At 68.8% G+C, this 25,583-nt stretch carries 21 protein-coding genes and 1 riboswitch; of the genes, 8 read left to right on the plus strand and 13 right to left on the minus strand.

The window, feature by feature from the left end; translation table 11 throughout:
* The first annotated feature begins 165 nt into the window (after positions 1–165).
* On the plus strand, positions 166–1,329 hold the full coding sequence (locus EV647_RS03740) for a DUF2332 domain-containing protein (protein WP_133998428.1): 1,164 nt from the start codon (positions 166–168) through the stop codon (positions 1,327–1,329).
* Here EV647_RS03740 and pgsA read toward each other — a convergent pair whose 3' ends face one another.
* The 7 genes from pgsA to EV647_RS03775 form a co-directional block, all read right to left on the minus strand.
* A complete protein-coding gene (gene pgsA / locus EV647_RS03745) occupies positions 1,330–1,953 on the minus strand; it encodes a CDP-diacylglycerol--glycerol-3-phosphate 3-phosphatidyltransferase (RefSeq protein ID WP_133998430.1) in 624 nt (207 codons plus the stop codon).
* Positions 1,950–3,581: a 30S ribosomal protein S12 methylthiotransferase RimO gene (gene rimO, locus EV647_RS03750; RefSeq protein ID WP_133998433.1), complete on the minus strand. Its 1,632-nt coding sequence runs from the start codon at positions 3,579–3,581 to the stop codon at positions 1,950–1,952. Before rimO ends, pgsA begins: the two co-directional genes overlap by 4 nt.
* Positions 3,582–3,632: 51 nt before the next feature.
* Entirely contained in the window at positions 3,633–4,397 is a 765-nt protein-coding gene (locus EV647_RS03755) for a helix-turn-helix domain-containing protein (RefSeq protein ID WP_238175119.1), read from the minus strand.
* Between the two features lie 117 nt (positions 4,398–4,514).
* Positions 4,515–5,081 carry a hypothetical protein gene (locus tag EV647_RS03760; RefSeq protein ID WP_133998436.1) on the minus strand — a complete coding sequence of 189 codons (567 nt, stop codon included), beginning with the start codon at positions 5,079–5,081 and terminating at the stop codon, positions 4,515–4,517.
* A 4-nt stretch (positions 5,082–5,085) separates the two neighbouring features.
* Positions 5,086–7,701 carry a DNA translocase FtsK gene (locus tag EV647_RS03765; protein ID WP_202876032.1) on the minus strand — a complete coding sequence of 872 codons (2,616 nt, stop codon included), beginning with the start codon at positions 7,699–7,701 and terminating at the stop codon, positions 5,086–5,088.
* Between the two features lie 73 nt (positions 7,702–7,774).
* On the minus strand, positions 7,775–8,569 hold the full coding sequence (locus EV647_RS03770; protein ID WP_133998439.1) for a DUF4184 family protein: 795 nt from the start codon (positions 8,567–8,569) through the stop codon (positions 7,775–7,777).
* Between the two features lie 30 nt (positions 8,570–8,599).
* Positions 8,600–9,115: a DinB family protein gene (locus tag EV647_RS03775; protein WP_133998442.1), complete on the minus strand. Its 516-nt coding sequence runs from the start codon at positions 9,113–9,115 to the stop codon at positions 8,600–8,602.
* Positions 9,116–9,211: 96 nt separating this feature from the next.
* Positions 9,212–9,325, plus strand: a riboswitch (SAM riboswitch).
* Between the two features lie 17 nt (positions 9,326–9,342).
* Here EV647_RS03775 and EV647_RS03780 point away from each other — a divergent pair.
* A complete protein-coding gene (locus tag EV647_RS03780) occupies positions 9,343–10,707 on the plus strand; it encodes an aminotransferase class V-fold PLP-dependent enzyme (RefSeq protein WP_133998445.1) in 1,365 nt (454 codons plus the stop codon).
* 10 nt (positions 10,708–10,717) lie between these two features.
* On the opposite strand, the gene EV647_RS03785 is transcribed toward EV647_RS03780, so the two are convergent.
* Positions 10,718–12,775: a prolyl oligopeptidase family protein gene (locus EV647_RS03785; RefSeq protein WP_133998448.1), complete on the minus strand. Its 2,058-nt coding sequence runs from the start codon at positions 12,773–12,775 to the stop codon at positions 10,718–10,720.
* 156 nt (positions 12,776–12,931) lie between these two features.
* Between EV647_RS03785 and EV647_RS03790 the strand changes: the two genes are divergently transcribed.
* The 3 genes from EV647_RS03790 to EV647_RS03800 are packed head-to-tail and all read left to right on the plus strand — an operon-like array spanning position 12,932 to position 16,211.
* Complete coding sequence (locus EV647_RS03790) at positions 12,932–14,770, plus strand: helix-turn-helix transcriptional regulator (RefSeq protein WP_166680220.1); 1,839 nt, start codon at positions 12,932–12,934, stop codon at positions 14,768–14,770.
* A gap of 48 nt (positions 14,771–14,818) precedes the next feature.
* Complete coding sequence (locus EV647_RS03795; protein WP_238177016.1) at positions 14,819–15,583, plus strand: disulfide bond formation protein DsbA; 765 nt, start codon at positions 14,819–14,821, stop codon at positions 15,581–15,583.
* Positions 15,570–16,211: a maleylpyruvate isomerase family mycothiol-dependent enzyme gene (locus EV647_RS03800; protein WP_133998453.1), complete on the plus strand. Its 642-nt coding sequence runs from the start codon at positions 15,570–15,572 to the stop codon at positions 16,209–16,211. The genes EV647_RS03795 and EV647_RS03800 overlap by 14 nt, the downstream gene beginning before the upstream one ends.
* An 8-nt stretch (positions 16,212–16,219) precedes the next feature.
* Here EV647_RS03800 and EV647_RS03805 read toward each other — a convergent pair whose 3' ends face one another.
* Entirely contained in the window at positions 16,220–17,746 is a 1,527-nt protein-coding gene (locus tag EV647_RS03805; RefSeq protein WP_133998456.1) for an alkaline phosphatase, read from the minus strand.
* Between the two features lie 197 nt (positions 17,747–17,943).
* Here EV647_RS03805 and EV647_RS03810 point away from each other — a divergent pair, with 197 nt between their 5' ends.
* Both EV647_RS03810 and EV647_RS03815 read left to right on the plus strand, forming a co-directional pair.
* Positions 17,944–19,023 carry an acyl-CoA desaturase gene (locus tag EV647_RS03810; protein ID WP_133998459.1) on the plus strand — a complete coding sequence of 360 codons (1,080 nt, stop codon included), beginning with the start codon at positions 17,944–17,946 and terminating at the stop codon, positions 19,021–19,023.
* 75 nt (positions 19,024–19,098) lie between these two features.
* Entirely contained in the window at positions 19,099–20,181 is a 1,083-nt protein-coding gene (locus EV647_RS03815; RefSeq protein ID WP_238177017.1) for an acyl-CoA desaturase, read from the plus strand.
* Here the strand turns inward: EV647_RS03815 and EV647_RS03820 are convergent.
* The 3 genes from EV647_RS03820 to dapA are packed head-to-tail and all read right to left on the minus strand — an operon-like array spanning position 20,155 to position 23,837.
* Complete coding sequence (locus tag EV647_RS03820) at positions 20,155–21,186, minus strand: LacI family DNA-binding transcriptional regulator (protein ID WP_131293231.1); 1,032 nt, start codon at positions 21,184–21,186, stop codon at positions 20,155–20,157. The genes EV647_RS03815 and EV647_RS03820 overlap by 27 nt on opposite strands.
* Positions 21,187–21,231: 45 nt before the next feature.
* Complete coding sequence (locus EV647_RS03825; protein WP_133786294.1) at positions 21,232–22,926, minus strand: ribonuclease J; 1,695 nt, start codon at positions 22,924–22,926, stop codon at positions 21,232–21,234.
* On the minus strand, positions 22,923–23,837 hold the full coding sequence (gene dapA / locus EV647_RS03830) for a 4-hydroxy-tetrahydrodipicolinate synthase (protein WP_133998462.1): 915 nt from the start codon (positions 23,835–23,837) through the stop codon (positions 22,923–22,925). The genes EV647_RS03825 and dapA overlap by 4 nt, the downstream gene beginning before the upstream one ends.
* 218 nt (positions 23,838–24,055) lie before the next feature.
* Here dapA and EV647_RS03835 point away from each other — a divergent pair, with 218 nt between their 5' ends.
* A complete protein-coding gene (locus tag EV647_RS03835) occupies positions 24,056–24,577 on the plus strand; it encodes a hypothetical protein (protein ID WP_133998466.1) in 522 nt (173 codons plus the stop codon).
* Here the strand turns inward: EV647_RS03835 and EV647_RS03840 are convergent.
* The gene (locus EV647_RS03840) at positions 24,568–25,371 is read right to left on the minus strand and encodes a metal-dependent hydrolase (protein WP_370342792.1); all 804 of its coding nucleotides are present in this window, start codon (positions 25,369–25,371) and stop codon (positions 24,568–24,570) included. The genes EV647_RS03835 and EV647_RS03840 overlap by 10 nt on opposite strands.
* Positions 25,372–25,583: the final 212 nt, after the last annotated feature.

Here is a 25,583-nt window from a genome sequence, read left to right on the forward strand (position 1 = left end):
GGCTGAATCGCCCCTTCGGCACCGGTTGAACCGCCTCTCCGGAATGGCTGAACCGCCTTTCCGGCACCGGCTGAGTCGCCTCTCCGGGCCGAGCAGTGCCCTGGACAGCCCCGGCTCGGTTCAGGTCGCGGCCTGGGTGGGGTGTGCGTGGCTAGACTCGTTCGAATGCCGGAGGCGACTGGTGGGAGCACGAAGAGTGGGGTGCGCGGGCGTCCTCTCGCGCAGGCGTATCGGCGGTTCGGTGAAGGCGATGGGCTGAAGATTTCGCCGCTGCACGCGCGCATGGCGATTGCCCTGAGCGAGTCACCTGATGCGCTACGAGTGATCGAGAGTGCGCCGGCCCGACGCCGGCATCCGACCGCGATCCTCGCCGCACTTCACCATCTCGCCCTGTCCGGCCAGGCCCCTGACCTGGCCGAAGCCATCGCCGCCGCAAACGCCACCACCGCCACTGCCGCTGCCAATGCCGCTGCCGCTGCCAATGCCACGACGGATGCAGCCGGGCTGGATGTGGTTGGGGCGGTGGCTGTTGAGGTGGTTCGGCGGGCGGGGGACTTGGTTTTGGAGGTTGGTGCCGGGCGGAAGGTTCGGGGGGACGAGGGTGGACGGCATGCGGTGCTGTATCCGGCCGTTGCTGAGGTGGCACGGCGGGTTGGAGCACCCTCGGTTGGGCTGATCGCTGTGGGGCGGTCGGCTGGGCTGAATCTGGCGGTTGACCGGGTAGGGATCTCGTACTCCAACGGGCAGTCGTTGGGTGACGCAGATTCTGCGGTGCAGGTGTCGGCGTCAGTTGTAGGTGAAGGGCGCGTGCCGCAACATGCGATGCCGGAGGTTGCGGCTCGGGTTGTGGTCGATGTTGACCCGATTGATGTGACCGAGGTGGACGAGGCGCGCTGGCTGCGGGCGTGTGTACCGCCGGATCAGGTGCAGCGGTTGACCAGGCTCGACGCGGAACTGGCGTTGGCGGAGGCGGCTCCTCCGGTGCTGGTGCGAGGTGGCGTGGTCGACGTTGTGCCGGATGCGATCGCCTCGGTGCCTGACGACGTACTCCCCGTGGTGATCACGACCTGGGCGTTGTCGGGGCTGGATCTCGATGGGCGGTTGCGGTTTCTCCAGCGGCTCGACGAGGCGGCCACGCGGCGGCCGGTGGCGTGGGTGTCGGTTGAGGGGGTCGGGGTCGCGCCGGGGATGCCGACGTACGGCGATCGACGGGCGTCGGGGCACAGCATCATCGGCTTGGGCGTGTTCGAGCACGCCTCAATGCAGGCCACGGCGGTCGGCCGCTGCTGGCTCCGCGGCGAAATGCTTTCCTGGCTGGCCGATTCGTAGCTACGGGAGCGGACGTTTGGCCGCGGCTCTGAGGCGGAGGGCTCGGGAGAGGTAGTCGAGGCCGGTGGCGAGCGTTACCACGACGGCGGCGGCCATGATCGCTACTGCGGGCCAGTGGATCAGGGCCAAGTGTTGCCATGGGAGGAGGTAGAGGCCCAGCGCTACCGCCTGGAGGACCGTCTTCAGCTTGCCGCCTCGGCTGGCGGGCATGACGCCGTGGCGGATGACCCAGAAGCGGAGGGCGGTGACGCCCCACTCGCGGACCATGACGACGACGGTAACCCACCACGGGAGTTCGCCGAGGTACGAGAGGCCGAGGAACGCGGCGCCGGTCAGGGCCTTGTCGGCGATCGGGTCGGCGATCTTGCCGAAGTTCGTGACCAGGTTCCAGCGGCGGGCGATGTCGCCGTCGAAGCGGTCGGTGACGATGGCGACGACGAACGCGGCGGTCGCGAGGAGCCGGTCGCCGGTGGCGTGGCCGCCGTCGCGGAGCAGGAGCCAGACGAACAGCGGCACCAGGACCAAGCGGAGAACCGTGAGCGCGTTCGGCACGTTCCAGGCGCTGGGCGCGTGGAGATGGCCGTCGGCTGCGTGCGGCGCCGGGTTCGTCTCCGGGTTGGTCACGCGGTCAGGTTAGCTGCCGAGCGGGCGTCTGGGGTGTCCACGAGTGCCGCGAACTCGGCGATCAGGTCGACACCGTCGTTCGACACCACCTTCGCGGAGACCAGATCCCCGACCCGGATCCCCTCCGGGAGACCGGTCACCGTCGTCATACCGTCCACCTCGGGGCCTTGGTGCGCCGCACGGCCCTCGGCGTCACCGGAGTCCGCCGAGTCGAGGGACTCGACGAGAACCTCCAGGAGTTCGCCGATGCGGGATTCGGCGCGGGCGGAGGTGAGGTCTTCGGCGAGGCGGGTGACGCGGTCCAGGCGGTCGGCGATGGTGTCCTCGTCGAGTTTGCCGTCGTACGTCTCGGCCTCCGTGCCGTCCTCGTCGGAGTAGCCGAAGACGCCGATCGCGTCCAGGCCGGCGCGGGAGAGGAAGTCACAGAGGATGTCGACGTCCTCTTCGGTCTCGCCGGGGAAGCCGACGATGACGTTGCTGCGGATGCCGGCGGTCGGGGCGGCGGCGCGGACCTGGGCGATGAGTTCGAGGAAGCGCTCGGAGTCGCCGAAGCGGCGCATCCGGCGCAGGAGCGGGCCGGAGGCGTGCTGGAAGGACAGGTCGAAGTACGGGACGACGCCGGGGGTGGCGGTCATCGCGGTGATCAGGGTGGGGCGCATCTCGGCGGGCTGCAGGTACGAGACGCGGACGCGGATGATGCCGGGGACCTGGGCGATCTCGCCGACCAGCGTCTCGAGGAGGCGGAGGTCGCCGAGGTCCTTGCCGTAGGAGGTGGAGTTCTCGGAGACCAGGAAGAGCTCCCGTACGCCGTTCTCGGCGAGCCACTCGGCTTCGCGGAGTACCTCGGCCGGACGGCGGGACATGAAGGCGCCGCGGAACATCGGGATCGCGCAGAACGCGCAACGGCGGTCGCAGCCGGAGGCGAGTTTCAGCGGGGCCATCGGGCCGCCGTCGAGGCGGCGGCGCATGACGCGGGGGCCGCTGGCGGGGGCGGTCGCGAGGTCGGGGGCGTCGATCTTCAGCTCTTCCGGTGCGCCGGTGACGAATCGTCCCTTGAGTTCGCCTGGAGCGTCCGAGCCGACCGGCCGGAGCGCCTCCGGGATGTGGTCACCGAGCACAGCCGTCCGCCCGCCGCCGGCGGAGGTCTCGGACGGGTCGCCGTGGCCGGGGATTGCGACACCGGCAATGGTGTGGCGATCGGCCGGGGCCAGTGGGAGGAGCTTGCGGCGGTCGCGCGGCACGTGGGCCTGGTGCTTGGTGCCGGCGAGGATCGCGCGGAGGCGGTCCGAGATGTCGGTGTAGTCGTCGAAGCTGAGTACGGCGTCCGTCTCCGGGAGAGCGTCCGCGAGTTGCTCGCCGTACCGCTCGGCAAGGCAGCCGACCGCGACGACGGCCTGCGTGCGGCCGGAGTCCTTGTAGTCGGCGGCCGCAAGCAGCGTGTCGACGGAGTCCTTCTTCGCGGCCTCGACGAAGCCGCAGGTGTTCACCACCACCGTGTCCGCCTCGGCGGCGTCGTCGACCAGTTGGAATCCGCCGGCTTCGAGCCGGCCGGCGAGTTCCTCGGAGTCGACATCGTTACGGGCACAGCCCAGCGTGACCAGGGCGACGGTGGTGGGTGGCGTAGTCATCCCCACGAGTATGACGCGCTGTGCACGTCCGTACCTAACTCAGAAGCCTGATTACTGGTTGGCGGTGGTCTTGCTGAGGGTGCCGTTCGGGTGCGCGGTGAACTTGTAGAGCTTGGTGGGGATCCGCTTGCCGTTGAGCACGACGACGAGGTTGCCGGGATTGCCCACGGTCACGCGGATGTCGCCGGCGCTGGTGACGGACTGCGCGATGCCCGGGCTGAGGCGGCCCTGGAAAAGGCGGCGATTCTTCCTGTCCCGGATTGTCAGGTACGTACCGTCGCCCGTCGCGGTCAGTCTCAGCGCGGTCTGCAGCGCCGGCGGTTTGGCCGACGTCGGCTTCTTCGTGGGTCGCACCGTCGGCTGCGGCGATGCCTTCGGGGTCGGTGTCGTGACCGTTGCCGTGGTGGTCGCGGTCTTGGAAGCGTTGGCCTCGATGTCACTGGGCAGCGTGAAGAGCCGCACCATCCCCCAGCCCATCAGGATCACCAGGATCGCGCCGACCACCAGGGCCCAGCGCGGACGGGCCGGGCGGAGGGTCGGGGCCTTGGCCGCGGCGCGTTCCTCGCGCCGGGACTTCTCCTCCTCGACGGCATGTTCGGCGTCGAAGCTGGCGAGCAACGGTGCGGGGTCGGCCTTGACCACGCGAGCGATCGACCGGATGTGCCCACGGGCGTAGAAGTTCCCGCCGCAGCGGGAGAAATCGTCGGCCTCCATGGCGATCAGCAGCCCGGATCTGATCCGGGTGGCGGCGCTCAGCTGCTCGATCGTCATGTCAGCCCGTTCGCGGGCCGCCGTGAGCTCGCTGCCGATGCTCACGTCCCCACCATCCTCTCCTCGTCCGACCTGTTCGCGCGGACCATCGACAGCCGGTGCATCGATATCAACACAACGACATCAACTCAACGGCTTGGGTTCGTCGGGGTCACGGACGAGTCAGAGCTGTTCCCTGACCGGACATCTGGCATCGGCCAGCATGTGCAGTGCCTGCACCACGTCCCCGTTGGACGGCCGGGCCGTCAGACCGAACGGTATCGCGAGTGAGGATCCGGTCAGGCGGCGGTTGGCATCGGTTGTCTTGCGGGTCGAACTCGGCAGCGCACCGAGGACGGGCCCAGGATCCTGCAGATGTACGGCGATCCGCCCGTCGTCGAGCGGATGCCGCCGCTGCAGCACCGTCACCTCTTCGATGTCCTCCCACCGGGTACCCACCCACTCGCTGCCGATGCGCAGGCGGATGCCGACGTCGTCGGCGACCAGCATGTCCCCCACGGTCAGCGCGCGGGCGCACACCACGGCGAGTACGGCGAACGCGGCCGCCACGATCCAGCGCAGGATGCCGGCCGGACTCGAGGACGCCGACGCCGCGAAGCCGATCGCGACCAGGGCCGCGCCGGCGGCGAGCCCGCCGTGCACCCGCTGCGAAGCGCGAACGGTGAACGGCACGGGCTCGGGGTCGACGTCGAATCTGTCGTGCCTGGGCAGTGCGCTCGCGGCGGTCACGGTCTCACTCTCCTCGGAGGGTGGTGATGAAGTCCTCTAGGTCGTCGGGCTTGACCAGGACGTCCCGGGCCTTCGAACCCTCACTGGGACCGACGACGCCGCGGCTCTCCAGGATGTCCATCAGCCGCCCGGCCTTGGCGAAGCCGACGCGGAGCTTACGCTGCAGCATCGACGTCGAGCCGAACTGGGTGGAAACAATCAGCTCCGCTGCCTGCACCACCAGATCGAGGTCGTCGCCGATCTCGTCGTCGAGGTCCTTGCTCGGCCCCGGCGCCGCGGTGACGTCCTCGCGGTACGTCGGCTCCAGTTGCGCCTTGCAGTGCTCGACGACGCCGTGGATCTCGGACTCCGTCACCCACGCGCCCTGAATACGCATCGGCTTGCTCGCGCCCATCGGCAGGAACAGGCCGTCACCCTGACCGACCAGCTTCTCCGCACCCGGCTGGTCGAGGATGACCCGGCTGTCGGCCAGCGACGAGGTCGCGAACGCCAGTCGCGACGGCACGTTCGCCTTGATCAGACCGGTGACGACGTCCACCGACGGCCGCTGCGTGGCGAGCACCAGGTGGATGCCGGCGGCCCGGGCCAGCTGGGTGATGCGGACGATCGAGTCCTCGACGTCGCGCGGTGCGACCATCATCAGGTCGGCGAGTTCGTCGACGATCACCAGCAGATACGGGTACGGCGTCAGCACGCGCTCGGATCCCGGGAGCGGCTTCACCTTCCCGCCGCGGACCGCCTTGTTGAAGTCGTCGACGTGCCGGAACCCGAACGCCGCGAGGTCGTCGTACCGCATGTCCATCTCGCGGACGACCCATTGCAGCGCCTCGGCCGCCTTCTTGGCGTTGGTGATGATCGGCGTGATCAGGTGCGGGATGCCCTCGTAGTGGTTCAGCTCGACCCGCTTCGGGTCGATCAGGATCATCCGTACCTCGTCGGGCGTGGCCCGCATCAGGATCGAGGTGATCAGCGAGTTGACGAATACCGACTTACCGGAGCCGGTCGCACCCGCGACCAACAGGTGCGGCATCTTCGCCATGTTCGCGACCACGAAGCCGCCCTCGACGTCCTTGCCCAGCCCGGCCACCATCGGGTGGTGGTCGTTGCGGGCGGTCGCGGACCGGATCACGTCGCCGAGGCTGACGGTCTCCTTGTCGACGTTCGGGATCTCGATCCCGATCGCGGACTTGCCCGGGATCGGCGACAGGATCCGGACGTCGGCCGACGCGACGGCGTACGCGATGTTCTTGGAGAGCGCGGTGACCTTCTCGACCTTGACCGCGGAGCCGAGCTCGACCTCGTACCGGGTGACTGTCGGGCCGCGGGTGTAGCCGGTGATCTGCGCGTCGATGCCGAACTGCTCGAACACCTCGGTCAGCCGGTCGACCACCGCGTCGGACGCCTTGGTCCGCGCCTTGTGTATCGAACCCGGCTTGAGCATCTGCCCGTCGGGCAGCGTGTACGTGATGTCGCCGGACAGGCTGAGCTGCTCGACACGCTGCGGCAGCGGCGTGTGCGGCGGCGGCTCGGGGGCAGGTGCCGGCGGTTTGCTCGGGGCGGGTGCTTCGAAGGCCGGCTCGACCGCGGCTGCGGAGGGTGCGTCGTCGCGGTCGTATGGCTCCTCGAACACCGGCTGCGCCTTCGCCTTGCGGCCGCGCTTCGGGGTCTCCTCGAGCACCGGTGAGTCGTACGGCTTGATGGTCGGCTCGCCGTCCTCCTCGAGCTCGGCCTTGGCGCGCCGCTGCTTGCGGGTCAATCGGACCGTGTCGTCGGTCGGAGCCGCCATCACGGACGGAGCGTCCTCCGGCAGCTCGGTCCGCCCCATCAGTACGTCGAACGCCGCCCGGAACCGCAGCGGGATCGCGTAGACCGGCGTCCCGGTGATCACCAGGGCGCCGAAGATCGACAGCAGCACCAGCAGCGGTGCTGCGACGTACTGCGTGAGCAGGTCCGAGAGGAACGACGAGACGAAGTACCCGATCGCGCCGCCGGCGTCTCGCAGCGGTCCGTCGGCCGGGTTGCTCGGCCGCGGCAGGCCGTTGGCGATGTGGATCAGGCCCAGTACGCCGAGGCTCACCGCGGTCCACCCGATGACCTGACGGCCGGCTGGGCCGTTGCGGTCGGGGTGACGCAGCGTGCGGATCGCGATGACCACCAGCATCAGCGGCAGGGCCCAGCCGAGCATGCCGATGCTGCCGCCGACCACCGTCCGTACGCCGTCGCCGACCGAGCCCGGGAGATCCCACCAGATCGCGGCGGCCACGACGACCGCCAGGCCGATCAGGAACAGGCCGGCACCGTCACGGCGATGCTCCGGCTCCAGGTCACGGGCGCTGTGGCCGATCCCCCGCACCATGCCGCCGAGCAGGTGCGCGATCCCGATCCAGATCTTCACCACCCCGCGGCAGAGCGCGAGCATGGCGGCCGCGAACGGGCCCGGTCCGCTGTTTTTGGGCGTGCTGGTCCGCGCGGCGGTGGATCCACCGCCGCGCTTCGTGCTCTGCCCACGCTTCTGGGCGCCTGACGGACGGGAGCGTCCACCGGCAGCCGAACGGGCCGTGCTCGGCCGTTTAGCTGCCGACTTCTGCGCCCGCGCCGGGGAAGACGTGCGGGTCGCCATATCGATCAGGCTACCCCGACTACCCCTTGAGTCCCATGTGTCACACGCCGGTCACGCTGCCCCATCCGTAGCGTCACGGAACGTGTGTACGCCGTCGCAATCGCTCCAGGTGCCACACAACGACGTACGCACCCACAGCGATCAGACCGCCGGACATGAGGCCAGTGAGCACCGTGCGTACGCCGATTTCGCCGCCGAACCCGCCGTCGACCCTGCCGAGTTCCATGACCGCTCCTCCGACCGCCAGACCGATGGCCGCGACGTAGACGAGGTATCGCATCCAGGTCGGCATGCGCTCGTCGACAGGCTGCGGTGCCGTACGGCGGTACCAGCGATAGAGCCACACCGCGAGGACGAGGCAGCCGCCCCCTGTGCTGACGTACTGGAGGATGCGGTTGACGTCCCACGCTCCTGTCACCTGAGCCCGAAAGAACCCGGGGAACTGGCGGACGAAGTAGCCGTCACCGTGGGTGAACGAGTCCCAGACGACGTGAGTGACCGCTCCCACCACGGCTGATACGACCGTCCAGAGCACGACAGCGACGCTTGGGATGCGGAACGGCCGGCGAAAGGTCTCCAGCCGACTGGCGAGCAGAGGTGGTGCGAGAGCAATCAGGGGCCGCTTGAGGCCCACGTTGAAGGCAGCAAGCAGCAGCACTGCCAGCAACGGGTCCAGCCACAAAGCAGAGGTGAACTCGTGGGTGAGGGTCAGCGTGAAGTTGCCGTTGATCTGCCGCGTGGCGATCCGGTAGATCGGGTCGACGTACAGCAGGTCAGGCGCCACCGCACCGGCCACCAGAGCTGACGCCACGAAGGGCCGGCGGAACAGCGGGAGCACGGCCGCAGGGTGGGCGAGGGTGAACGGCACGGCGGCAGCCTAGGGGTGCGGCAGGTCGTGTTACGCGCCTGTGGTGCCGTCGAGTTGCTCCCGCAAGAGGTCGGCGTGACCACAGTGGCGGCCGTATTCGCCGATCAGGTGGATGTAGATCATCCGCAGCGTCGACTCCGTGCCGTTGAACGTGAAGCGGTCGTCCAGCGAGTGACCGGAGGCAGCGTCGTCAGAGAGCTTCCACTCGGCGATCAGACCGTCGTACGCCGCCTGCGCGTCAGCAGGGTCGATCAACTCGAAGTCCGCGTCCTTGCCGAGCTCCGGTGCGAACAGCGGCTCGGCGGGCTCGTCGGCGAAGTGGATGCGGAACCAGATCCGCTCGACCTTCGTGAGATGCCTGATCAGGCCCAGCAGCGACAGGTTGGACGGCGGTGACGGCCGTTCGGCCAACTGCTCGGCGGTCAGCCCCGCGCACTTGAAGAGCAGTGTGGTGCGGTAGAACTGCAGGTAGCCGTGCAGCAGTTCCGCTTCGGGTGCGGTCAGCGAGCCGTCCGGTCGCTCGACGGCAGGTGCTCTCCAGGTCATCGAATTCCTCACGTTGTCCCACGATGTGTTCGGCCATCTCATCACATGAGATAGGCACTGGCGGTGCCCGTATCCCGTTCGTTACCGTTCTCGGCAGGTCATGAGTGTCAGCGACAAGCCCCGGCTAGCTGGCCGGCAACCCTCCTCCGCGGTGGGGTGCCCCGGGTGAAGACCAGGCCGTGCGGATACCCCGTTCGGCAAGTGCGGACTTCCCTGGGAGCAGCATCATGTCGATCCTGTCCATTCTCGAGCCGGCCAGTACGACGACCCCGCGGCCGGCGATCGCCCGGCTCGCGACCGGCAGCATCCCGGCCACGGTCGGCTCGGACCTCCTGGTCCCGCTCGCCGACGGCCGCGTCACCGACTACGCGAACTTCGACCACGGTGCGAGCGCGCCGTGTCTGGAGTCCGTCCGGGCCAGCGTCGAGGCCGCGCTGCCGTCGTACGCGTCGGTGCACCGCGGCAACGGGTACGCCTCGCGGATCACCACCCAGTGGTACGAGCGGGCGCGCGCCGAGGTGCACGCGTTCGTCGGGGCCCGTGCGGACGACCAGGTGATCTTCACCCGGCAGACCACCGACGCCCTGAACCTGCTGGCCCGCGCGGTGCCGGTGGACGCGACCGTGATCGTGTTCGAGTCCGAGCACCACGCGGCGCTGCTGCCCTGGCCGGCCGAGCGGACCGTTCGCCTGGCCGCGCCGTCGAGCCCGGCCGAGGCCGTGACCCGTGTCGCCGACGCGCTCCGCCAGGCGCCTGAGGCACCGCGGCTCGTGGTGATCACCGGCGCGTCCAACGTCACCGGCGAGATCTTCCCGATCGCCGACATCGCCAAGGTGGCCAAGGCACACGGCGCGCGCGTCTGCCTGGACGCCGCGCAGCTCGCCCCGCACCGCCCGGTCGACATCGCCACCCTGGACGTCGACTGGGTCGCCCTGTCCGGTCACAAGCTCTACGCGCCGTACGGCGCGGGTGCGCTGATCGGCCGCTCCGACTGGCTCGACGCCGCCGACCCGTACCTGCACGGCGGCGGCGCGACCCACGCGGTCACGAGCGACACTGTGGTGTGGACGACCGGCCCGGCCCGCCACGAGGGCGGCTCCCCGAACGTCATCGGCGCCATTGCCCTGGCGAGTGCGTGTGCCGCGATCAGCAAGCACCGCGACGCCATCGAGCAGCACGAGCGCAGCCTGCTGGCCCGCTTGCGCGCCGGGCTTGCTCAGATCGACAACGTCACGACGTACTCGATCTTCGGCGAGGACGCGGACCGTGTCGGCACCGTCTGTTTCACGATCGCCGGTCTGACCTCGACGCTGGTGTCTGCGGCGCTGAGCGCGGAGTACGGCATCGGTGTCCGGGACGGCAAGTTCTGTGCACACCCGCTGGTCGGCCACCTCCTGGCCGGCTCCCCCGAGCACGGTACGGCGGTCCGTGCCAGCCTCGGCCTCGGGACGACCCGTGAGCACGTGGACCGGCTCGTCGACGCGGTACGCACGCTCGCCACGAGTGGCCCGCGCACGGAGTACACGGAGAGCGCGCACGGCTGTCAGCCGGCTGACGATCCCCGCGATCTCCAAGCGCCCCGCATCTGGTGAAGCAGCCCTCCTACTGCTCAGGAGGTACGAGACCTACGTGGTGAGCAGCGAACGCCAGTAGGTCCGCCCACTCCGCCGCGATCATCGCGGCGGGCTTTCCGAAGCCATGGCCGGTGTTGACCTCGACCCGGGTCAAGACAGGCCGCGGACCGGACTGGGCATGCTGCAGCGCCGCGATGAACTTGTGGCTGTGCAACGGAACCACCCGGTCGTCGTGGTCACCGGTGACCACGAGAGTCGCCGGGTACGACGTACCGTCGCTGATGCGATGCAGCGGCGAGTACGCCAACAGGTCCTCGAACTGCTCCGGATCGTCCGGCAAACCGAAGTCGGACGCCCACGCCGCTCCGACGGTGAACAGGTGGAACCGCAGCATGTCCATGACGCCCACGCCGGGCAGTGCGACTCCGAACAGGTCCGGCCGTTGCGTCATGACCGCGCCTACGAGCAGTCCGCCGTTGCTGCGACCGTGAATGGCCAGCTGCTCCGGTGTGGTCACGCCGGTGTCCCGCAGGTGTTCAGCGACCGCGATGAAGTCGTCGAACACGTTCTGCTTGTTCTTGAGCCGCCCCGCGTCGTGCCACTCGGCCCCGTACTCACCGCCGCCACGCAGGTTCGTGATGACCAGTACGCCGCCTGCAGCAAGCCACGCCGGCCAGCCGGGACGGTAGTCGGCCTCGACCGGGATGCGGAATCCGCCGTACCCCCACATGAGCGTCGGACGCGGCGCGTCGAAGTCCAGGTCGGACCGGGTGATCAGGAAGTACGGCACGTCGCGGCCAGGAGCGATTCGGCGCGTCACGGTGACCTGCGGCGATGTGAATCCGCCGGAGCCACGGACCAGCTCCGGCAGTGCGCGTACGTCGCCTGACCCGGTCGAAACGGCGTACGACAGCGTGGGGTCGGTTGTCGTCGACAGCCCGATGAAGAGCTCGTCGTACTCCGCTCCGGCGTTGAGGCCGACCACTCCCCCGCCAGGTACGTCGACCACACGCCGGCCGGACCCGTCCAACGCGTAGAGCGTCAGCACGGGCTGTGCGTCGACGAGTGTCAGCGTTGCCAGGCCGTCCGCAGTACCGCGGACTGCCTGCAGTGTCGACTCTCCCTCCGGGATGAGGTCGGTGAATTCGCCGTCAAGCGTCGAAAGGACCACGCGGCCACGGGACGCGTTCCGGTCGGTACGCAATACCAGCTGGTCGCCGGACATCCGTACGAAGGCGATCTCGTCGATGAACTCGTCGACGACCTTCACGGGCTCGCCCAGCCCGTCCGAGCTGATCGGGTACACCCAGAGCCGCGTGCTCGGGTCGGTCCCCTCGGTGATGTGGACCACCAGGTAGCGGTCGTCGTCGGACACCTCAGGTGTGATGAAGTACTGGTCCTGGCCCGGGAAGCTCAGCACCAGCTCGTCCTCGGACTGCGGTGTGCCGACCCTGTGCAGCATCAGCCGCCCACCCGACAGCGACGCCGTCCCGGTCCCCTCGCTACGCCCGCTCGCCGGATAGTGCAGATAGAGGTACGCCGAACTGTCCGGAAGCCAAGTCGCCTCGCTGAACTTGGCTTCCGACACCACATCGTCGACTGGAGTACCAGTGGCGATGTCGAGCAGCCGGAACGTCGTCCAGTCGCTGCCGCTCTCGTTGATGCCGTACGCGAAGTACTTCCCGTCAGGGCTGACGGTAAATGACCCCAGCGAGTCGGTGCCGTCCTCGGAGAGGGTGTTCGGGTCGATCAGCACCCGGCCGCGGGACAGCAGCTCGTCGAGCGAATCGGCAACGTAGATCACGTCCTGTGCCTGCGTGCCGTCGTTGCGCCCGACGAAGTACCAGCCCGCCTTCTTGACCGGTACGCCGGCGCGTGGGCGCGCGAGGATCGCGGACATGGTGGTCTGGAACCACGCACGCTCCGGGTACCCGGCCAGCTCGGCCTGCGTGTACTCGTTCTGCCGGTTGACCCAGTCCTGGGTATCGGCCGAGTCAGGGTCTTCCAGCCAGCGGTACGGGTCAGCGATCTGGTGCCCGTGCAACGTCTCGACCACATCGTCGCGGCGGCTCTCCGGACCGGTCATGGGGCCTCCCGGCCTGGACTGAGGAGTGGAGGGAGCGAAGCGACCGGAGCGACGAGGGAAGGGCGGGAGTTACAGCCCCATGACCCGCCGCGACGGAGTCGCGGCATCGATACTGTCATGCTGACAAACCTAGCTGGTGACGGTCACACTGCGAGCGTGATTGATGACCTGCTCCTGGGCGCCGCTGCGGTGGCCGGTGAGCGGGTGCGTCTCGACGTCCTCCAGCAGGTCGTCGGCCTGCCACCCAACGACTTCCTGAACGCCTTGGATGCACTGGTCCGTGCTGGTGCTTTGGTCGTCACGGCTGGCGAGGCCTGGTTCGCCGACGAGTCCGTACGCCGGGATGCCGAGGCACGACTGTCCCTGACCGAGCGCGCCGACCTGCACCGCCGTACCGCTGAGGCCGTCGACGCACCGGCCGAGGCCCTGCGTCACTGGTCCGCAGCCGTCGCAGTGACACCAGATCCACGAGAACGAGCGCGTCTGCAACTCAACCTCGCAAAGACAGCTGTGCGCGCCGGTGACCTCCCGGCAGCACACGCCGCCGTCCGGGCCGCGGTCACGACCGCACGCACCTTGCAGGACCTCATCCTGCTCGCGGACGCAGCAGTGACGTTGGAGCCGATCGGCCAGTCCGCGTGGGACGGCGACATCCACCAATGGTGCACCGAAGCGCTGGCGGCGCCCGGCCAGTCAGCAGAGCGCATGGTCCGGCTACGAGCCCGGCAAGCACAGGCGGCCATTTACCTTGGCCGCTGGTCAGAGGCCTCGACTGCGAGCAGCGAGGCCCTCAGCCAAGCCGAGAGCATCCAGGACGACGAGCTGCTCGTCGAGGCGCTCACTGCACGCCAACTCGCCACCAGCGGACCTGATGACGTCGACGAACTGGCCACCGCAGCACGCCGGATGATCGAGCTCGGTACGTCGACCGGACGCGCCGAGATCGAGCTCCGCGGACGCCTGTGGCAGGTCGACGCGCTGTGGTACGCCGGCGACCTGGCCGCGATCGCAGCCGAGACAGGCCGACTCGCGAGCTGTGCCGGTCGTGTCAGCGGTCCGCACGGCCGCTGGCACGTGCTGCTGACGCGGGCCTCGCTCGCACTGGCCAGGGCTGAGTTCGAGGATGCCGAAGCCCTGCATGAGGACGCACTCACCGGCTTCCGGCAGATCGATCACCCGGCGGCGCATGGCGCCGAGGTCGCGTTCCACATGCTGCTAGGCCACCACCGCGGTCACACCGAGGACCTGCTGAGCCCAGCGACCTGGCAGTTCGGGACGGATGTCCGCTGGGACCTGTCCGCCCGCCTGGCCCGCGCGTTCGTTCTCGTGGACGCAGGTCGGTTCGACGAAGCAGCCGCGGCGTACGAACGCTGCGGCCGCCCGGAGTCCTGGCAACCGATGCGGGCCGCCGAGCTCTTGATGGACGCCATCGCAGCGCGAGTAGCAGCCGCACTCGGCCGCACTGACGACGTACGGCTTTTCCGTGCCCGGCTGGAACCCCGTCGTGGCCGGTACGTCGTCGGCGGCGCCGGCGCGACCAACTTCCTCGGTCCGGTCGAGCTGGTACTCGGTGCGTGCGCTGCCGCGCTCAGCGACTGGGATGCGGCCGCTGCAGACCTCCAGAAGGCCGGTGCGCTCTGCCGGGCGATCGGTGCGCCCGGCTTCGCGGTCGAGGCCGCCTGTCTGCTGGCCGACGTGTACGAGCGGTCCGGTGATCTGGTGCATGCCCACGCACTGGCCGCCGAGACGCTGCCCCTCGCGAAGACCCTCGGCATGACTCCCTGGGTGGAGCGACTCCACAGACCGCCGACCGACCCGCTGAGCCAGCGCGAGCGAGAGGTCGCCGGTTTGGTCGCCAAGGGCCTCAGCAACCGCGAGATCGCCGGCGCACTGGTCATCTCCGAACGAACGGCCCAGAACCACGTCCAGCACATTCTGACCAAGCTCGGCTTCGCGAACCGCGCCCAGGTCGCTGCCTGGGTGAGTAAGGGATGAGCAATTCGGACGATGCGCGGCGCATCTCCGCGGCGGACGCTGAGCTTCATGACGCGACACGACCAGAACGGCGCCGACCTCGACCTGTGGGACCAGGTCACCAGGACCTACTTCACTGAGCGCCTGGGCGTCGTCCCCACCAATGACACCCGCCAACACCAGCGCACAGCACCAGGCGTCGACCTGTACGTCGACCCCATCTGCCCGTACACGTGGGTGGTGGCCTGCTGGCTGCGAGAGGTCGCCCAGCACCGCGACCTCGACCTCCGCTACCACGTGATGAGCCTGCTCATGCTCAACGAAGGCCGCGACGACACCTACAGCCGACAGTTGGACGCGTCGACCGGCCCGTCCCGGGTGGCGACCGCAGTCGTCACGCACCACGGCAGTGAAGCGTTCCGGACCTGGCACGGTGCCTTCGGCAACCTGATCTTCGACCACTGGCGCTACCCGACGCCGACGGAGTACCGCGACGCCTCGGTAGCAGCCCTGAGCGAGGTCGGTCTGCAGGAGACGCTCGCGGACGCCGCCGACACCACTGAGTACGACGAGGCCCTGCGCCGCAGCCACAACGAAGGCACCCTCCCGGTGGGGATCGACGGCGGTACGCCGGTTGTCCACATCGACGGGACCGCCTTTTTCGGACCGGTCCTGAACGCGGTCCCCCGTGGCGACGACGCGCTCCGCCTGTTCGACGGCGTACGGCTGCTTGCGGGGTGTCCTGACTTCTACGAACTGAAGCGCACGCGCTCCACACCGCCCGATGTGAGCTACCGTCCGATGGAGGGAAGGCACCGCGATGAACGACGATGAACTCTGGGCCGCGATCGATGCGCAGCGCCGGCGCACGACCGACCTGCTCGCCACGCTCACACCGGCAGACTGGTCCCACCGCTCACTGTGCGACGGCTGGACCGTACGCGACGTCGCCGGTCACCTCACCCTCCAGCAGATGACCATCGGTGGCGTACTTCGCCTCACGCTGAAGCATGCCGGCATCCACAGCCTCAACTGGATGATCCAGACCTCCGCCCGTGACCAGGCAGCCCTGCCGACCGAGCAGCTCATCGGCGAGATCCGCGGCATGGTCGGCTCCCGGCGGCACAACCTCGGCGTCACTGCGCGAGAGACGCTGATCGACATCGTCGTTCACGGGCAGGACATCGCGATCCCGCTCGGCCGGACACTCCCCGTTCCGCCGGAGGTCGCCGCGACGGCGGCCTCGCGGGTGTGGGAGTGCCGGGGCACGCGGCTGTCCAAGGTCTTCAAACCGGTGCCGTACGACGGTCTGAGACTGGTCGCCGACGACATCGACTGGAGCGTAGGCGAGGGGCCGGAGCTCCGCGGTCCCGTGCTGTCGTTGCTCCTGCTGCTCACCGGACGTCGCGTCGTCCTGCCGCAGCTCGACGGCCCCGGCGCGGAGGTCCTACAGCGTGTATGACGTCGTACTCAAGGACGGGCCGGGGTGAGGTCCTTGGTCCAGAGCACCGTGCCGAACAGGTTCCGCACGGAGACCGTGAACACACCGGTCCGCGGGTCGATCCGGGTGTGCCCGAAGAACTGGTTGCCGGACGCCGGTGACTGGCTCGGGAAGTCGGCCGCCTTCGACCACACCACCTCAGGTCCGAACGTGCTGTCCAACGCGTTCGGCCCGAAGGTGCCGGCGTTGATCGGCCCGGCCACGATCTCCCAGAACGGGTCGAAGTCGGTGAACGCCGCGCGCGACGGGTCGTAGTGGTGCGCCGCCGCGTAGTGCACGTCGGCAGTCAGCCAGATCGCGTTGCGGACCTTGCGCGTCTTGAACTGGCTGAGCACCCAGGCGATCTCGTGCTCACGACCGCCGGGCGCCCCCGGCAGACCGTTCGCGACCGCCTCGATCAGGTTGCCGTCCGGAACCAGCACGCCTAGCGGCATGTCGCTGGCGATCACCTTCCAGGTCGCCCGCGACGCCGCGACCTCACGCACCAGCCAGGCGGCCTGCTCGGCACCGAGCATCGCGACCGGCCCGACCGTCGACGGCACCGGGTTCGCGCCGCGGAACGTGCGCATGTCCAGGCAGAACACGTCGAGCAGCGGGCCGTGGCTCACCTTGCGGTAGATCCGGTCCCGCCCGCCGACGTGCTCCATCGGCAGGTACTCGAGGAACGCCTTCTTCGCCCGCGCCGCGAGGACGTCGACCCGCTTCTCGGCGTACCGGTCGTCGGTGAGGATCTCCCCCGGGTACCAGTTGTTCAGCGTCTCGTGGTCGTCCCACTGCGCGACCAGCGGTACGTCGGCGTACAGCGAGCGCACGTTCTCGTCGAGCAGGTTGTACTTGTACCGGCCGCGGTACTCGGCCAGGGTCTCGGCGACCTTCGACACCTCCTCGGTCACCACGTTCTTCCACACGGTGCCGTCGGCAACTTTCAGCTCGGCCTGGATCGGGCCGTCGGCGTAGATGTTGTCGCCGGAGTGCAGGAAGAAGTCCGGCCGGGTGTCGTGCATCGTCTTGTAGGCGATCATCCCGCCGAGCTCGGGGTTGATGCCGTAGCCCTGCCCCGCGGTGTCGCCGGTGAACACGAACGACACCGGCCGGTTGCGGCCCGGGGTGCTGAACGAGCCGTCGAGCGTCTGACCGATGCGGCCGTTCTCGTCCTCGAAGCCGAGGCGGTAGTCGTACCGCTGCCCCGGGCGCAGGCCGCGCAGCGGCAGCCGAGCGGTGAAGTCGTCCGCGGCGTCCGTCTTCGGGCCACGCAGGCAGACGGCCTTGTCGAAGCGGCCGTGGCTGGTCAGCTGGACCACCAGCCTGCCGGGGCGGTCGGCGCGCGACCAGACGACAGCCGAGTTCGGCGTCACGTCGGCGCTCGCGATACCGGACGGCAGAGCGGCCCGATCACGACGGACAAGGTTCGGGGCCGCGACTGCGACACCAGGTACGGCGAGGGACGCACCGGCGACCGTGGACGCGGCAAGGAGTTGACGACGACTCAGTTTCATGACCCGAAGGTGCGCCTCGCGGATGACGGTCAGGTGACAGCCGGGCGAACTGAGCCTCAAATCACCCCCGGGACTCGGCCACCGCCTTGCGTGCGGCTACCGGGCGTGGTTCCGTTGAAGGCCTCAGCACCTCCTTGTGACGCTGCCCCAGACCTGGTGGCGCATCGGCCGATGCACTACTGGAATGGGGCATTCCCATGTCGCAGCTTCTTGCCGAAGACCATGACCCCTTGCGGGCTCAGAACAAGTACACCCATCTCTACACCGACCTGCTCCGGACCGTCCGCGAACTCGGACTGCTCCGGCGGCGTCGCGGGTACTACTTCACCCGGATCGGCCTGGTCCTGGCTGCCTTCGCCGGTGTCTGGGTCGGCGTCGGACTGCTCGGCAACTCCTGGTTGCAGCTGCTGATGGCTGGTGCGCTGGCGCTGGTGCTCACGCAGGTCGCCTTCCTCAGCCACGACAGCGCGCACCGGCAGGTCTTCGACTCGGCCGCCTGGAACGACTGGACCGCCCGCCTGCTGGCCGGTGGTCTCGTCGGGATGAGCGCTGCGTGGTGGAAGTCGAAGCACAGCCGCCACCACGGTGCGCCGAACCAGCTGGGGAAGGACCCGGACATCGCCATCGGCGTCGTCGCGTTCACCCCTGAGCACGTCGGCAGACGCAAGGGCTTCCAGGCCTGGCTGACCCGCCGCCAAGGCTGGCTCTTCTTCCCCTTGCTGACTCTGGAAGGCCTGAGCCTCTACGTCTCGAGCATCCAGCACCTGTTCCGACGCGGAGCGAGCACGGTCGAGCGCATCGAGGCCGCGATCGTGGTCACCCGGCTCGCCGGTTATCTGACCGTGCTGTTCCTCGTGCTGCCGATCGGCAAGGCCGGAGCCTTCCTCGGGCTGCAGCTCGCCGTCTTCGGCGTCTGTCTCGGCGGTTCGTTCGCCCCGAACCACAAAGGCATGCCGCTCGTCCCCAAGACGATGAAGCTCGATTTCCTCCGCCGCCAGGTGCTGATGTCACGCAACATCCGCGGCGGCGTCCTCACCGACTTCGCGATGGGCGGGCTGAACTACCAGATCGAGCACCACCTGTTCCCGAGCATGCCGCGGCCCACGCTGCGCAAGGTCCAGCCGATCGTCCGCGAGTACTGCGAGCTGCACGGAGTGAAGTACACCGAGGTCGGCCTGTTCACGTCGTACAAGATCGTCGTCGGCTACCTGAACAACGTCGGTCTGCGCGCCCGGGACCCGTTCGACTGCCCGCTGGCCTCGCAGTACGGGCGATAGGACTTTGCCGACCCGACCTCGTCGGGTCACGTGTCCGCAGAGGTGACGTTGCACGAGGTCACTAGGCTGACCGAGGTGAGTGCCCAGCAGCAGTACATCAGCGTCTACACCGATCTCCTGCAGACCGTCCGCGACCTCGGTCTGCTCAGACGGCGGCAGGGCTACTACGTCACCCGGATGAGCATCGTCCTCGGTGCCCTGCTCGCGGTCGTCGCGTGCATGATCCTGCTCGGCAACTCGTGGCACCAGCTCTGGCTCGCCGGTGCCCTGGCGCTCGTGCTGGTGCAGGTGGCGTTCCTCAGCCACGACAGCGCCCATCGGCAGATCTTCCACTCCAATGCCCGCAACGACTGGACCGCGCGGATCCTCGCCGGCTGCGTCCTCGGGATGAGCGTCAGCTGGTGGCGCAGCAAGCACAACAAGCATCACGCCGCCCCCAACCAGGCGGACCGCGATCCCGACGTACAGCTCAAGGTGCTCGCCTTCACGCCCGACGCGGTCGTCGAACGCGGGCCGGTGGGCCGCTGGTTCGCCGCACGTCAGGGCTGGCTGTTCTTCCCGCTCCTCACGCTCGAAGGCGTCGGCCTGCACGCGTCCAGCCTGACGCACCTCCTCCGGCGCGGCGCGAGCCGCGCGGACCGCGTCGACGCTGCCGTCGTCGCGTCGCGCATCGCGGTGTACGTCGCTGCGCTCTACTTCCTGCTGCCGCCCGGAAAGGCCACCGCGTTCCTCGGTCTGCAGCTCGCCGTGTTCGGGGTCTTCCTCGGCGCCGCGTTCGCCCCGAACCACAAGGGCATGCCGATCGTGCCGGCCGGCATGAAACTCGACTTCCTCCGCCGCCAGGTGCTGACGTCGCGCAACATCCGCGGCGGCGTCCTCACCGACTTCGCGATGGGCGGGCTGAACTACCAGATCGAGCACCACCTGTTCCCGAGCATGCCGCGACCGACGCTGCGGCGGGCGCGGCCGATCGTCCGCGAGTACTGCGAGCGGCACGGCATCGCGTACGCCGAGGTCGGCCTGTTCACGTCGTACCGGGTCGTCGTCGACTACCTGAACAACGTCGGCCTCCGCGCCCGCGACCCCTTCGACTGCCCACTCGCCGCCGAACTGCGATCAGCAGGCGGGCGGTCAGCGGGCGGGAGGGATCTCGCCTGAGCCGCGGATCGTCAGTTTCACCGGGACGCGGACGGTGCGGCCGGGGCGGTGGGGCTCCGGGAGGCGCTCGGTCATCAGCTGGATCGCCGTACGAGCCATCACGTCGGCCGATTGCGCGACCGCGGTCAGGCCAGGGCTGAGCAGGTCCCCGAGCGCCAGGTCGTCGAAGGACACCAGCGCTACCTGGTCCCGCCGGCCCGCGAGACCTCGCAGTACCTCGGCGGTGGTCATGTTGTTTGCCGACAGCAACGCCGTGGCCGGCTCGGAGCGGTCGAGGACGGCCGAGAGCGTGATGCCGATGCCCTCGGTGGTCGGCTCGGACAGGTGCACCAGGTCCTCGTCGACGACGATCCCGTGCCGGGCCATCGCCGCCCGGTAGGCCACGACCCGCTCGCGGGCGGTGAAGATCCGCTCGTCGTCACCGAGGTACGCGATCCGGCGGTGACCCTGCCGGACCAGGTGGTCGATCGCCTGGTCGATGCCGCCGGCGTTGTCCGCGAGGACGGCGTCCGCCTCGATCCCGTGCGCGGGACGGTCGATCGTGACGACCGCCATCCCGGCGTCGACGTGCGGCGCCAGGTACTCCTGGGTCTCCCCGATCGGCGCCATGATCAGCGCGTCCGGCCGCCGCGCGACGAACTCCAGGCAGACCTCCCGCTCCCGCTCCGGGTCCTCGTCGGTCAGGCCGATCATCACGACCGAACCGGACGAGCGGGCCCAGAGCTCGACCGCGCGCCCGAGTGAGGCGAAGAACGGGTCGCCGATGTCGCGGATCACCACCGCGATCGTCCCGGTCTTGCCGCGGCGCAGCATCCGGGCGGACTCGTTCGGGGTGTAGTTGAGCTCCTTGATCGCGGCCTGGACCTTGGCGGTCAGCTCCGGGCTGACGTTCGGTTCCTCGTTCACCACCCGGGACACGGTCTTCAACGCGACGCCGGCCCGGGCGGCGACCTCCTTCATCGTGGGCCGGCGCTGGCCCGTCCCGTTCACCCCGCTGACACTCATCGCCGGCCCACCCTTTCGTCGTCGCGCAGAGGTTACACCGGGTGACTAGCTTTCGACCACGACCGGAATGATCATGGGCCGGCGGCGGTGGGTGTCGCTGACCCATTTGCCGACCACCCGGCGGATCACCTGCTGCAGCTGGTACATGTCGTCCAGCCCGCTGCCGATCGCCTTCTCGATCTCCGCCTCGATCTTCGGCTTGAGGTCGTCGAACACGGTGTCGTCCTCGGCGAACCCGCGGGCCTGGATCTCCGGGCCGGCGGTCAGCTTGCCGGTCACCGAGTCCATCACCGCGATCACCGAGATGAAGCCCTCGTCACCGAGGATCCGGCGGTCCTTCAGCGAGGTCTCGGTGATGTCCCCGACGGTCGAGCCGTCGACGAACACGTACCCGCAGTCCACCTTGCCGGCCACCACGGCCTTGCGGTCGATCAGGTCGACCACCACGCCGTCCTCGACGACCACCACGTTCTCCCGCGGTACGCCGGTCTGCACCGCCAGGTCGGCGTTCGCGTGCAGGTGCCGGACCTCGCCGTGCACCGGCATCACGTTGCGCGGCTTCACGATGTTGTAGCAGTACAGCAACTCGCCCGCGCTCGCGTGACCGGACACGTGCACCAGCGCGTTGCCCTTGTGGATCACGTTCGCACCGTGCCGGATCAGGCCGTTGATCACCCGGTACACCGAGTTCTCGTTGCCCGGGATCAGGGAAGACGCCAGTACGACGGTGTCACCCGGCTGCAGGTGTACGACGTTGTGGTCGTTGGCGGCGATCCGGGACAGCGCCGACATCGGCTCGCCCTGCGAACCGGTCGACACCAGCACCACCTGCTCCGGCGGGTAGTTGTCCAGGTCGCGCATGTCGATCAGCGTGTCGCCGGGCACGTTCAGGAAGCCGAGGTCCCGGGCCACGCCCATGTTGCGGACCATCGAGCGGCCGACGTACGCGACCTTGCGGTGATGCTTCACCGCGGCGTCCATCACCTGCTGCACGCGGTGCACGTGCGAGGCGAAACAGGCGACGATGATGCGCTGGTTCTTCGCCTTGGTGAAGACCCGGTCCAGGACCGGGGCGATGTCACGCTCGTGGGTGGTGAAGCCGGGCACCTCGGAGTTGGTGGAGTCGACCATGAACAGGTCGACGCCTTCCTCGCCGAGCCGCGCGAACGCGCGCAGGTCGGTGATCCGGTTGTCCAGCGGCAGCTGGTCCATCTTGAAGTCACCGGTGTGCAGCACCACGCCGGCCGGTGTCTTGATCGCGACGGCGAGCGCGTCCGGGATCGAGTGGTTGACCGCGACGAACTCGCAGACGAACGGCCCGATCTGGAGCTTCTCGCCCTCGACCACGGTCTGCTGCGGCACGTTGCGGTGCCGGTGCTCCTTCAGCTTGCCCTCGAGCAGCGCGAGCGTGAGCTGCGACCCCACCACCGGGATGTCGCCCCGCTCACGCAGCAGGTAGGGCAAGCCGCCGATGTGGTCCTCGTGGCCGTGCGTCAGGACGACCGCGACGACGTCGTCCAGCCGGTCCCGGATCGGCTCGAAGTCCGGCAGGATCAGGTCCACGCCGGGCTGGTTCTCGTCCGGGAAGAGTACGCCGCAGTCCACGATCAGCAGCTTGCCGTCGTACTCGAAGACCGTCATGTTCCGGCCGACCTCGCCGAGGCCGCCGAGCGGGATGACCCGCAAAGCGCCCGGAGCGAGAGGTCCGGGCGCGGAGAGATCTGGATGGGGATGGCTCATGCAATCAGTCCTGCCGTCTTGAGGTCGGTGGTGAGCCAGTCCACTTGCTCGGCGGTCGCCTCAACCAGCGGCAACCGAAGGGTCGCATGCTCGATGACGCCGGCCAGCTTGAGCGCGGCCTTCACCATGATGGCGCCCTGGGTCCTGGTCATGATCGTCTCGACGGCGGGCACCAGCCGTCGATCAATTTCCTGTGCTCCTGCGAGGTCGCCGGCCACCACGGCGTCGATCAGCTGCCGGTACTCCCGACTTGCCACGTGCGCCACGACACTCGCGATACCGACCGCGCCGATCGCCAGTGAGGCGAGGTTCAACTCGTCGGCACCGCAGTAGTAGAACAGATCGGTGTTCGCCAGCACCTTGGTGGTCCCGGCGATGTCGCCCTTGGCGTCCTTCACCGCGACGATCCGCGGGTGCTCGGCGAGCGTGATCAAGGTCTCGGACCTGATCTCCACGCCGGCCCGGCCGGGGATGTCGTACAGCATGTTCGGCAGACCGGTGGCGTCGGCGACCGCGGTGAAGTGCGCGCGCAGCCCTTCCTGCGGGGGCTTGTTGTAGTACGGCGTGACGACCAGCAGCCCGTCCGCGCCGGCGGCCTCGGCCTGCTTGGCGCACTCGATCGTGTGCGCGGTGTCGTTGGTCCCGACACCGGCGACGAGCTTGGCGCGGTCACCGACGGCCTCACGGACCGCCTCGATGATCCGGACCTTCTCCTGGTCGGACGTGGTCGGCGCCTCGCCGGTGGTCCCGTTCAGCACCAGGGCGTCGTTACCGCCGTCGACGAGGTACGTCGCGACCTTCTGGGCGGCGTCCAGGTCGAGGGAGCCGTCAGGCCGGAACGGGGTGACCATCGCGGTCGTCAAACGGCCGAACGGCGGCGCTGACGAGGGCGTGGATGCTGGCGAGGACATGGGCCTCAGATTACCGCTCCCGAACCCTGAAGAGATGGGTAGGCCTGGTGGCTGTCCGCTCGGGGGTCCGGGCAGCCACCAGGCTCACTCGTCCTATCGGGCCCCGCCCGGCAGTCGTTACAGCTTCCACCAAAAAAATCCGGAAAAACTTCTGCAAATACTCTCTGTAAGCAAATGGCTGCGTCGTGTGAATGATCCGATGCTCTAGTCTCATCGGCGTGTCGACACCTTCTGCCACCCCTGCCACTCCTGCCACGCCGGCAGCCCGCCAGAGCCTGATCATGGTGTGCGCGTCGATGGCCGGGGTGATCCCGGTCATGACGCTCGCCCTGTGGTTCGTCCTCGCCACTGATGGGATCGGCGAGTTCCCGACGGACTGGCCGCCGCTTGTGGTGCTCGCCGCCGCGGTCGGCGCGTACTCCATCTGCGAACTGGTCGGCTTCCGCACTCCCCCGCTGGAGTACTCGAACCGCCCCGCCGCCGAGATCCAGGCAGACTCCTGGCGCCGTTTCACCACGTCGACGTTCACCCGCTTCGCGATCTGCGAGGCCGTGTTCCTGATCTCCGTTGCGCTGTCGTTCGTCGCCGAGAGCTTCTGGGTGGTCCTGATCGGGGCGGTCATCGCCCTGCCACTGTTCTTCTGGGAGGCGTGGCCGGGTGAGCGCAACCAGCGCCGGTTCGCGGCAGCATTGGAGTCCGGCGGGATTCCGTCGTACCTGACCGGCCGCCTTCAGGACTGACCGGCGAGCCAGATCGAGGTCGCGTCGAACAGTTGCCGCAGCGCCTGGAGAGCGCCGGGGAGAAGCAGTACGCCGGCGAGAGTCAGCACCGGCACGATCACTACGTGCTCGAACCACTTGCCGGTGCTGAAGCGCAGCGGTTTGGGGAGGCGCAGCTCGTACCAGGTCTCGCCCCGGATGGGCAGCGGCCAGAGCCAGGGGCAGCCGGAGCGGGTCAGGCTGTCCCCTAGGCAGTGAACGAACATGCCGACAGCCACGGCGGCGCCGATCCAGCCGCCGATCTGACTGAGGCCGGCCTGCAGTGCGTCGGCGGCCGCTGTGCCGGGTAGCGCGTCGCCGGTGCCGACGACCGACCAGCCGGCTGCTGCGAGGACGGCGAGGATGATCCAGTCCCCGAGCGCGTCGGCGGCCAGGACGAGGCCGGTCACTGCGACAGCCAGCACTGCCCACTTGCCGCGGTCGCCGAGGTTTGCGGCGAGCATCCCGAGCAGGATCGCGGCGACGAGCGTATGAGTCGCGTGCCGGTGTTTGCCGGTGCTCTCCTCGTCGCGCGGGCCCTTCATCACGTTGTAGAGGACGCCTGAGAACGCCCGTACCGCCGCCGACACCAGCCGGGTCACCGGGCCGAGCAGGCGCGATGCGCTCGCGCCCGGATGGTCCAGGTCCGGCACCAGCGCGTACCCGGCGGTGGCCGCCGCGAACGGCACCACTTCCGCCACCGAGGTCAGCCCGACCAGCGGCGCCACCGCCAACCCGGCACACCACCCCGACAAAGCATGCGACCGCCCCATCATCCCGCGCCTCACCCCTCCACTCACTCTCTCCACATCCTCCCCCACCAGCCCCACCAACCCCACGCACCACACGCCCCCGCACGCCCGACGAACGCGTCTTTGAGTCCCCACCAACCAAATCTCGCCGCCGAATTCGGTTGGCCGGGACTCAAGGAGGGCTTGAAAGGGTTGATGGGGGCCCAAAGAGGGGCGTGAGGGGCGGCTTTGCATAA

The sequence above is a fragment of the Kribbella sp. VKM Ac-2566 genome (assembly GCF_004366005.1).
GTDB classification, from domain to species: domain Bacteria; phylum Actinomycetota; class Actinomycetes; order Propionibacteriales; family Kribbellaceae; genus Kribbella; species Kribbella pratensis.

Coding starts and splice junctions, on each gene's coding strand:
- EV647_RS03820 (WP_131293231.1), bottom strand. CDS start 21,186: ATGAGTGTCAGCGGGGTGAACGGGACGGGCCAGCGCCGGCCCACGATG.
- EV647_RS03825 (WP_133786294.1), bottom strand. CDS start 22,926: ATGAGCCATCCCCATCCAGATCTCTCCGCGCCCGGACCTCTCGCTCCG.
- EV647_RS03805 (WP_133998456.1), bottom strand. CDS start 17,746: ATGAAACTGAGTCGTCGTCAACTCCTTGCCGCGTCCACGGTCGCCGGT.
- EV647_RS03740 (WP_133998428.1), top strand. CDS start 166: ATGCCGGAGGCGACTGGTGGGAGCACGAAGAGTGGGGTGCGCGGGCGT.
- EV647_RS03775 (WP_133998442.1), bottom strand. CDS start 9,115: ATGACCTGGAGAGCACCTGCCGTCGAGCGACCGGACGGCTCGCTGACC.
- dapA (WP_133998462.1), bottom strand. CDS start 23,837: ATGTCCTCGCCAGCATCCACGCCCTCGTCAGCGCCGCCGTTCGGCCGT.
- EV647_RS03785 (WP_133998448.1), bottom strand. CDS start 12,775: ATGACCGGTCCGGAGAGCCGCCGCGACGATGTGGTCGAGACGTTGCAC.
- rimO (WP_133998433.1), bottom strand. CDS start 3,581: ATGACTACGCCACCCACCACCGTCGCCCTGGTCACGCTGGGCTGTGCC.
- EV647_RS03765 (WP_202876032.1), bottom strand. CDS start 7,701: ATGGCGACCCGCACGTCTTCCCCGGCGCGGGCGCAGAAGTCGGCAGCT.
- EV647_RS03795 (WP_238177016.1), top strand. CDS start 14,819: ATGACGCGACACGACCAGAACGGCGCCGACCTCGACCTGTGGGACCAG.
- EV647_RS03810 (WP_133998459.1), top strand. CDS start 17,944: ATGTCGCAGCTTCTTGCCGAAGACCATGACCCCTTGCGGGCTCAGAAC.
- EV647_RS03800 (WP_133998453.1), top strand. CDS start 15,570: ATGAACGACGATGAACTCTGGGCCGCGATCGATGCGCAGCGCCGGCGC.
- EV647_RS03840 (WP_370342792.1), bottom strand. CDS start 25,371: ATGATGGGGCGGTCGCATGCTTTGTCGGGGTGGTGTGCCGGGTTGGCG.
- EV647_RS03780 (WP_133998445.1), top strand. CDS start 9,343: ATGTCGATCCTGTCCATTCTCGAGCCGGCCAGTACGACGACCCCGCGG.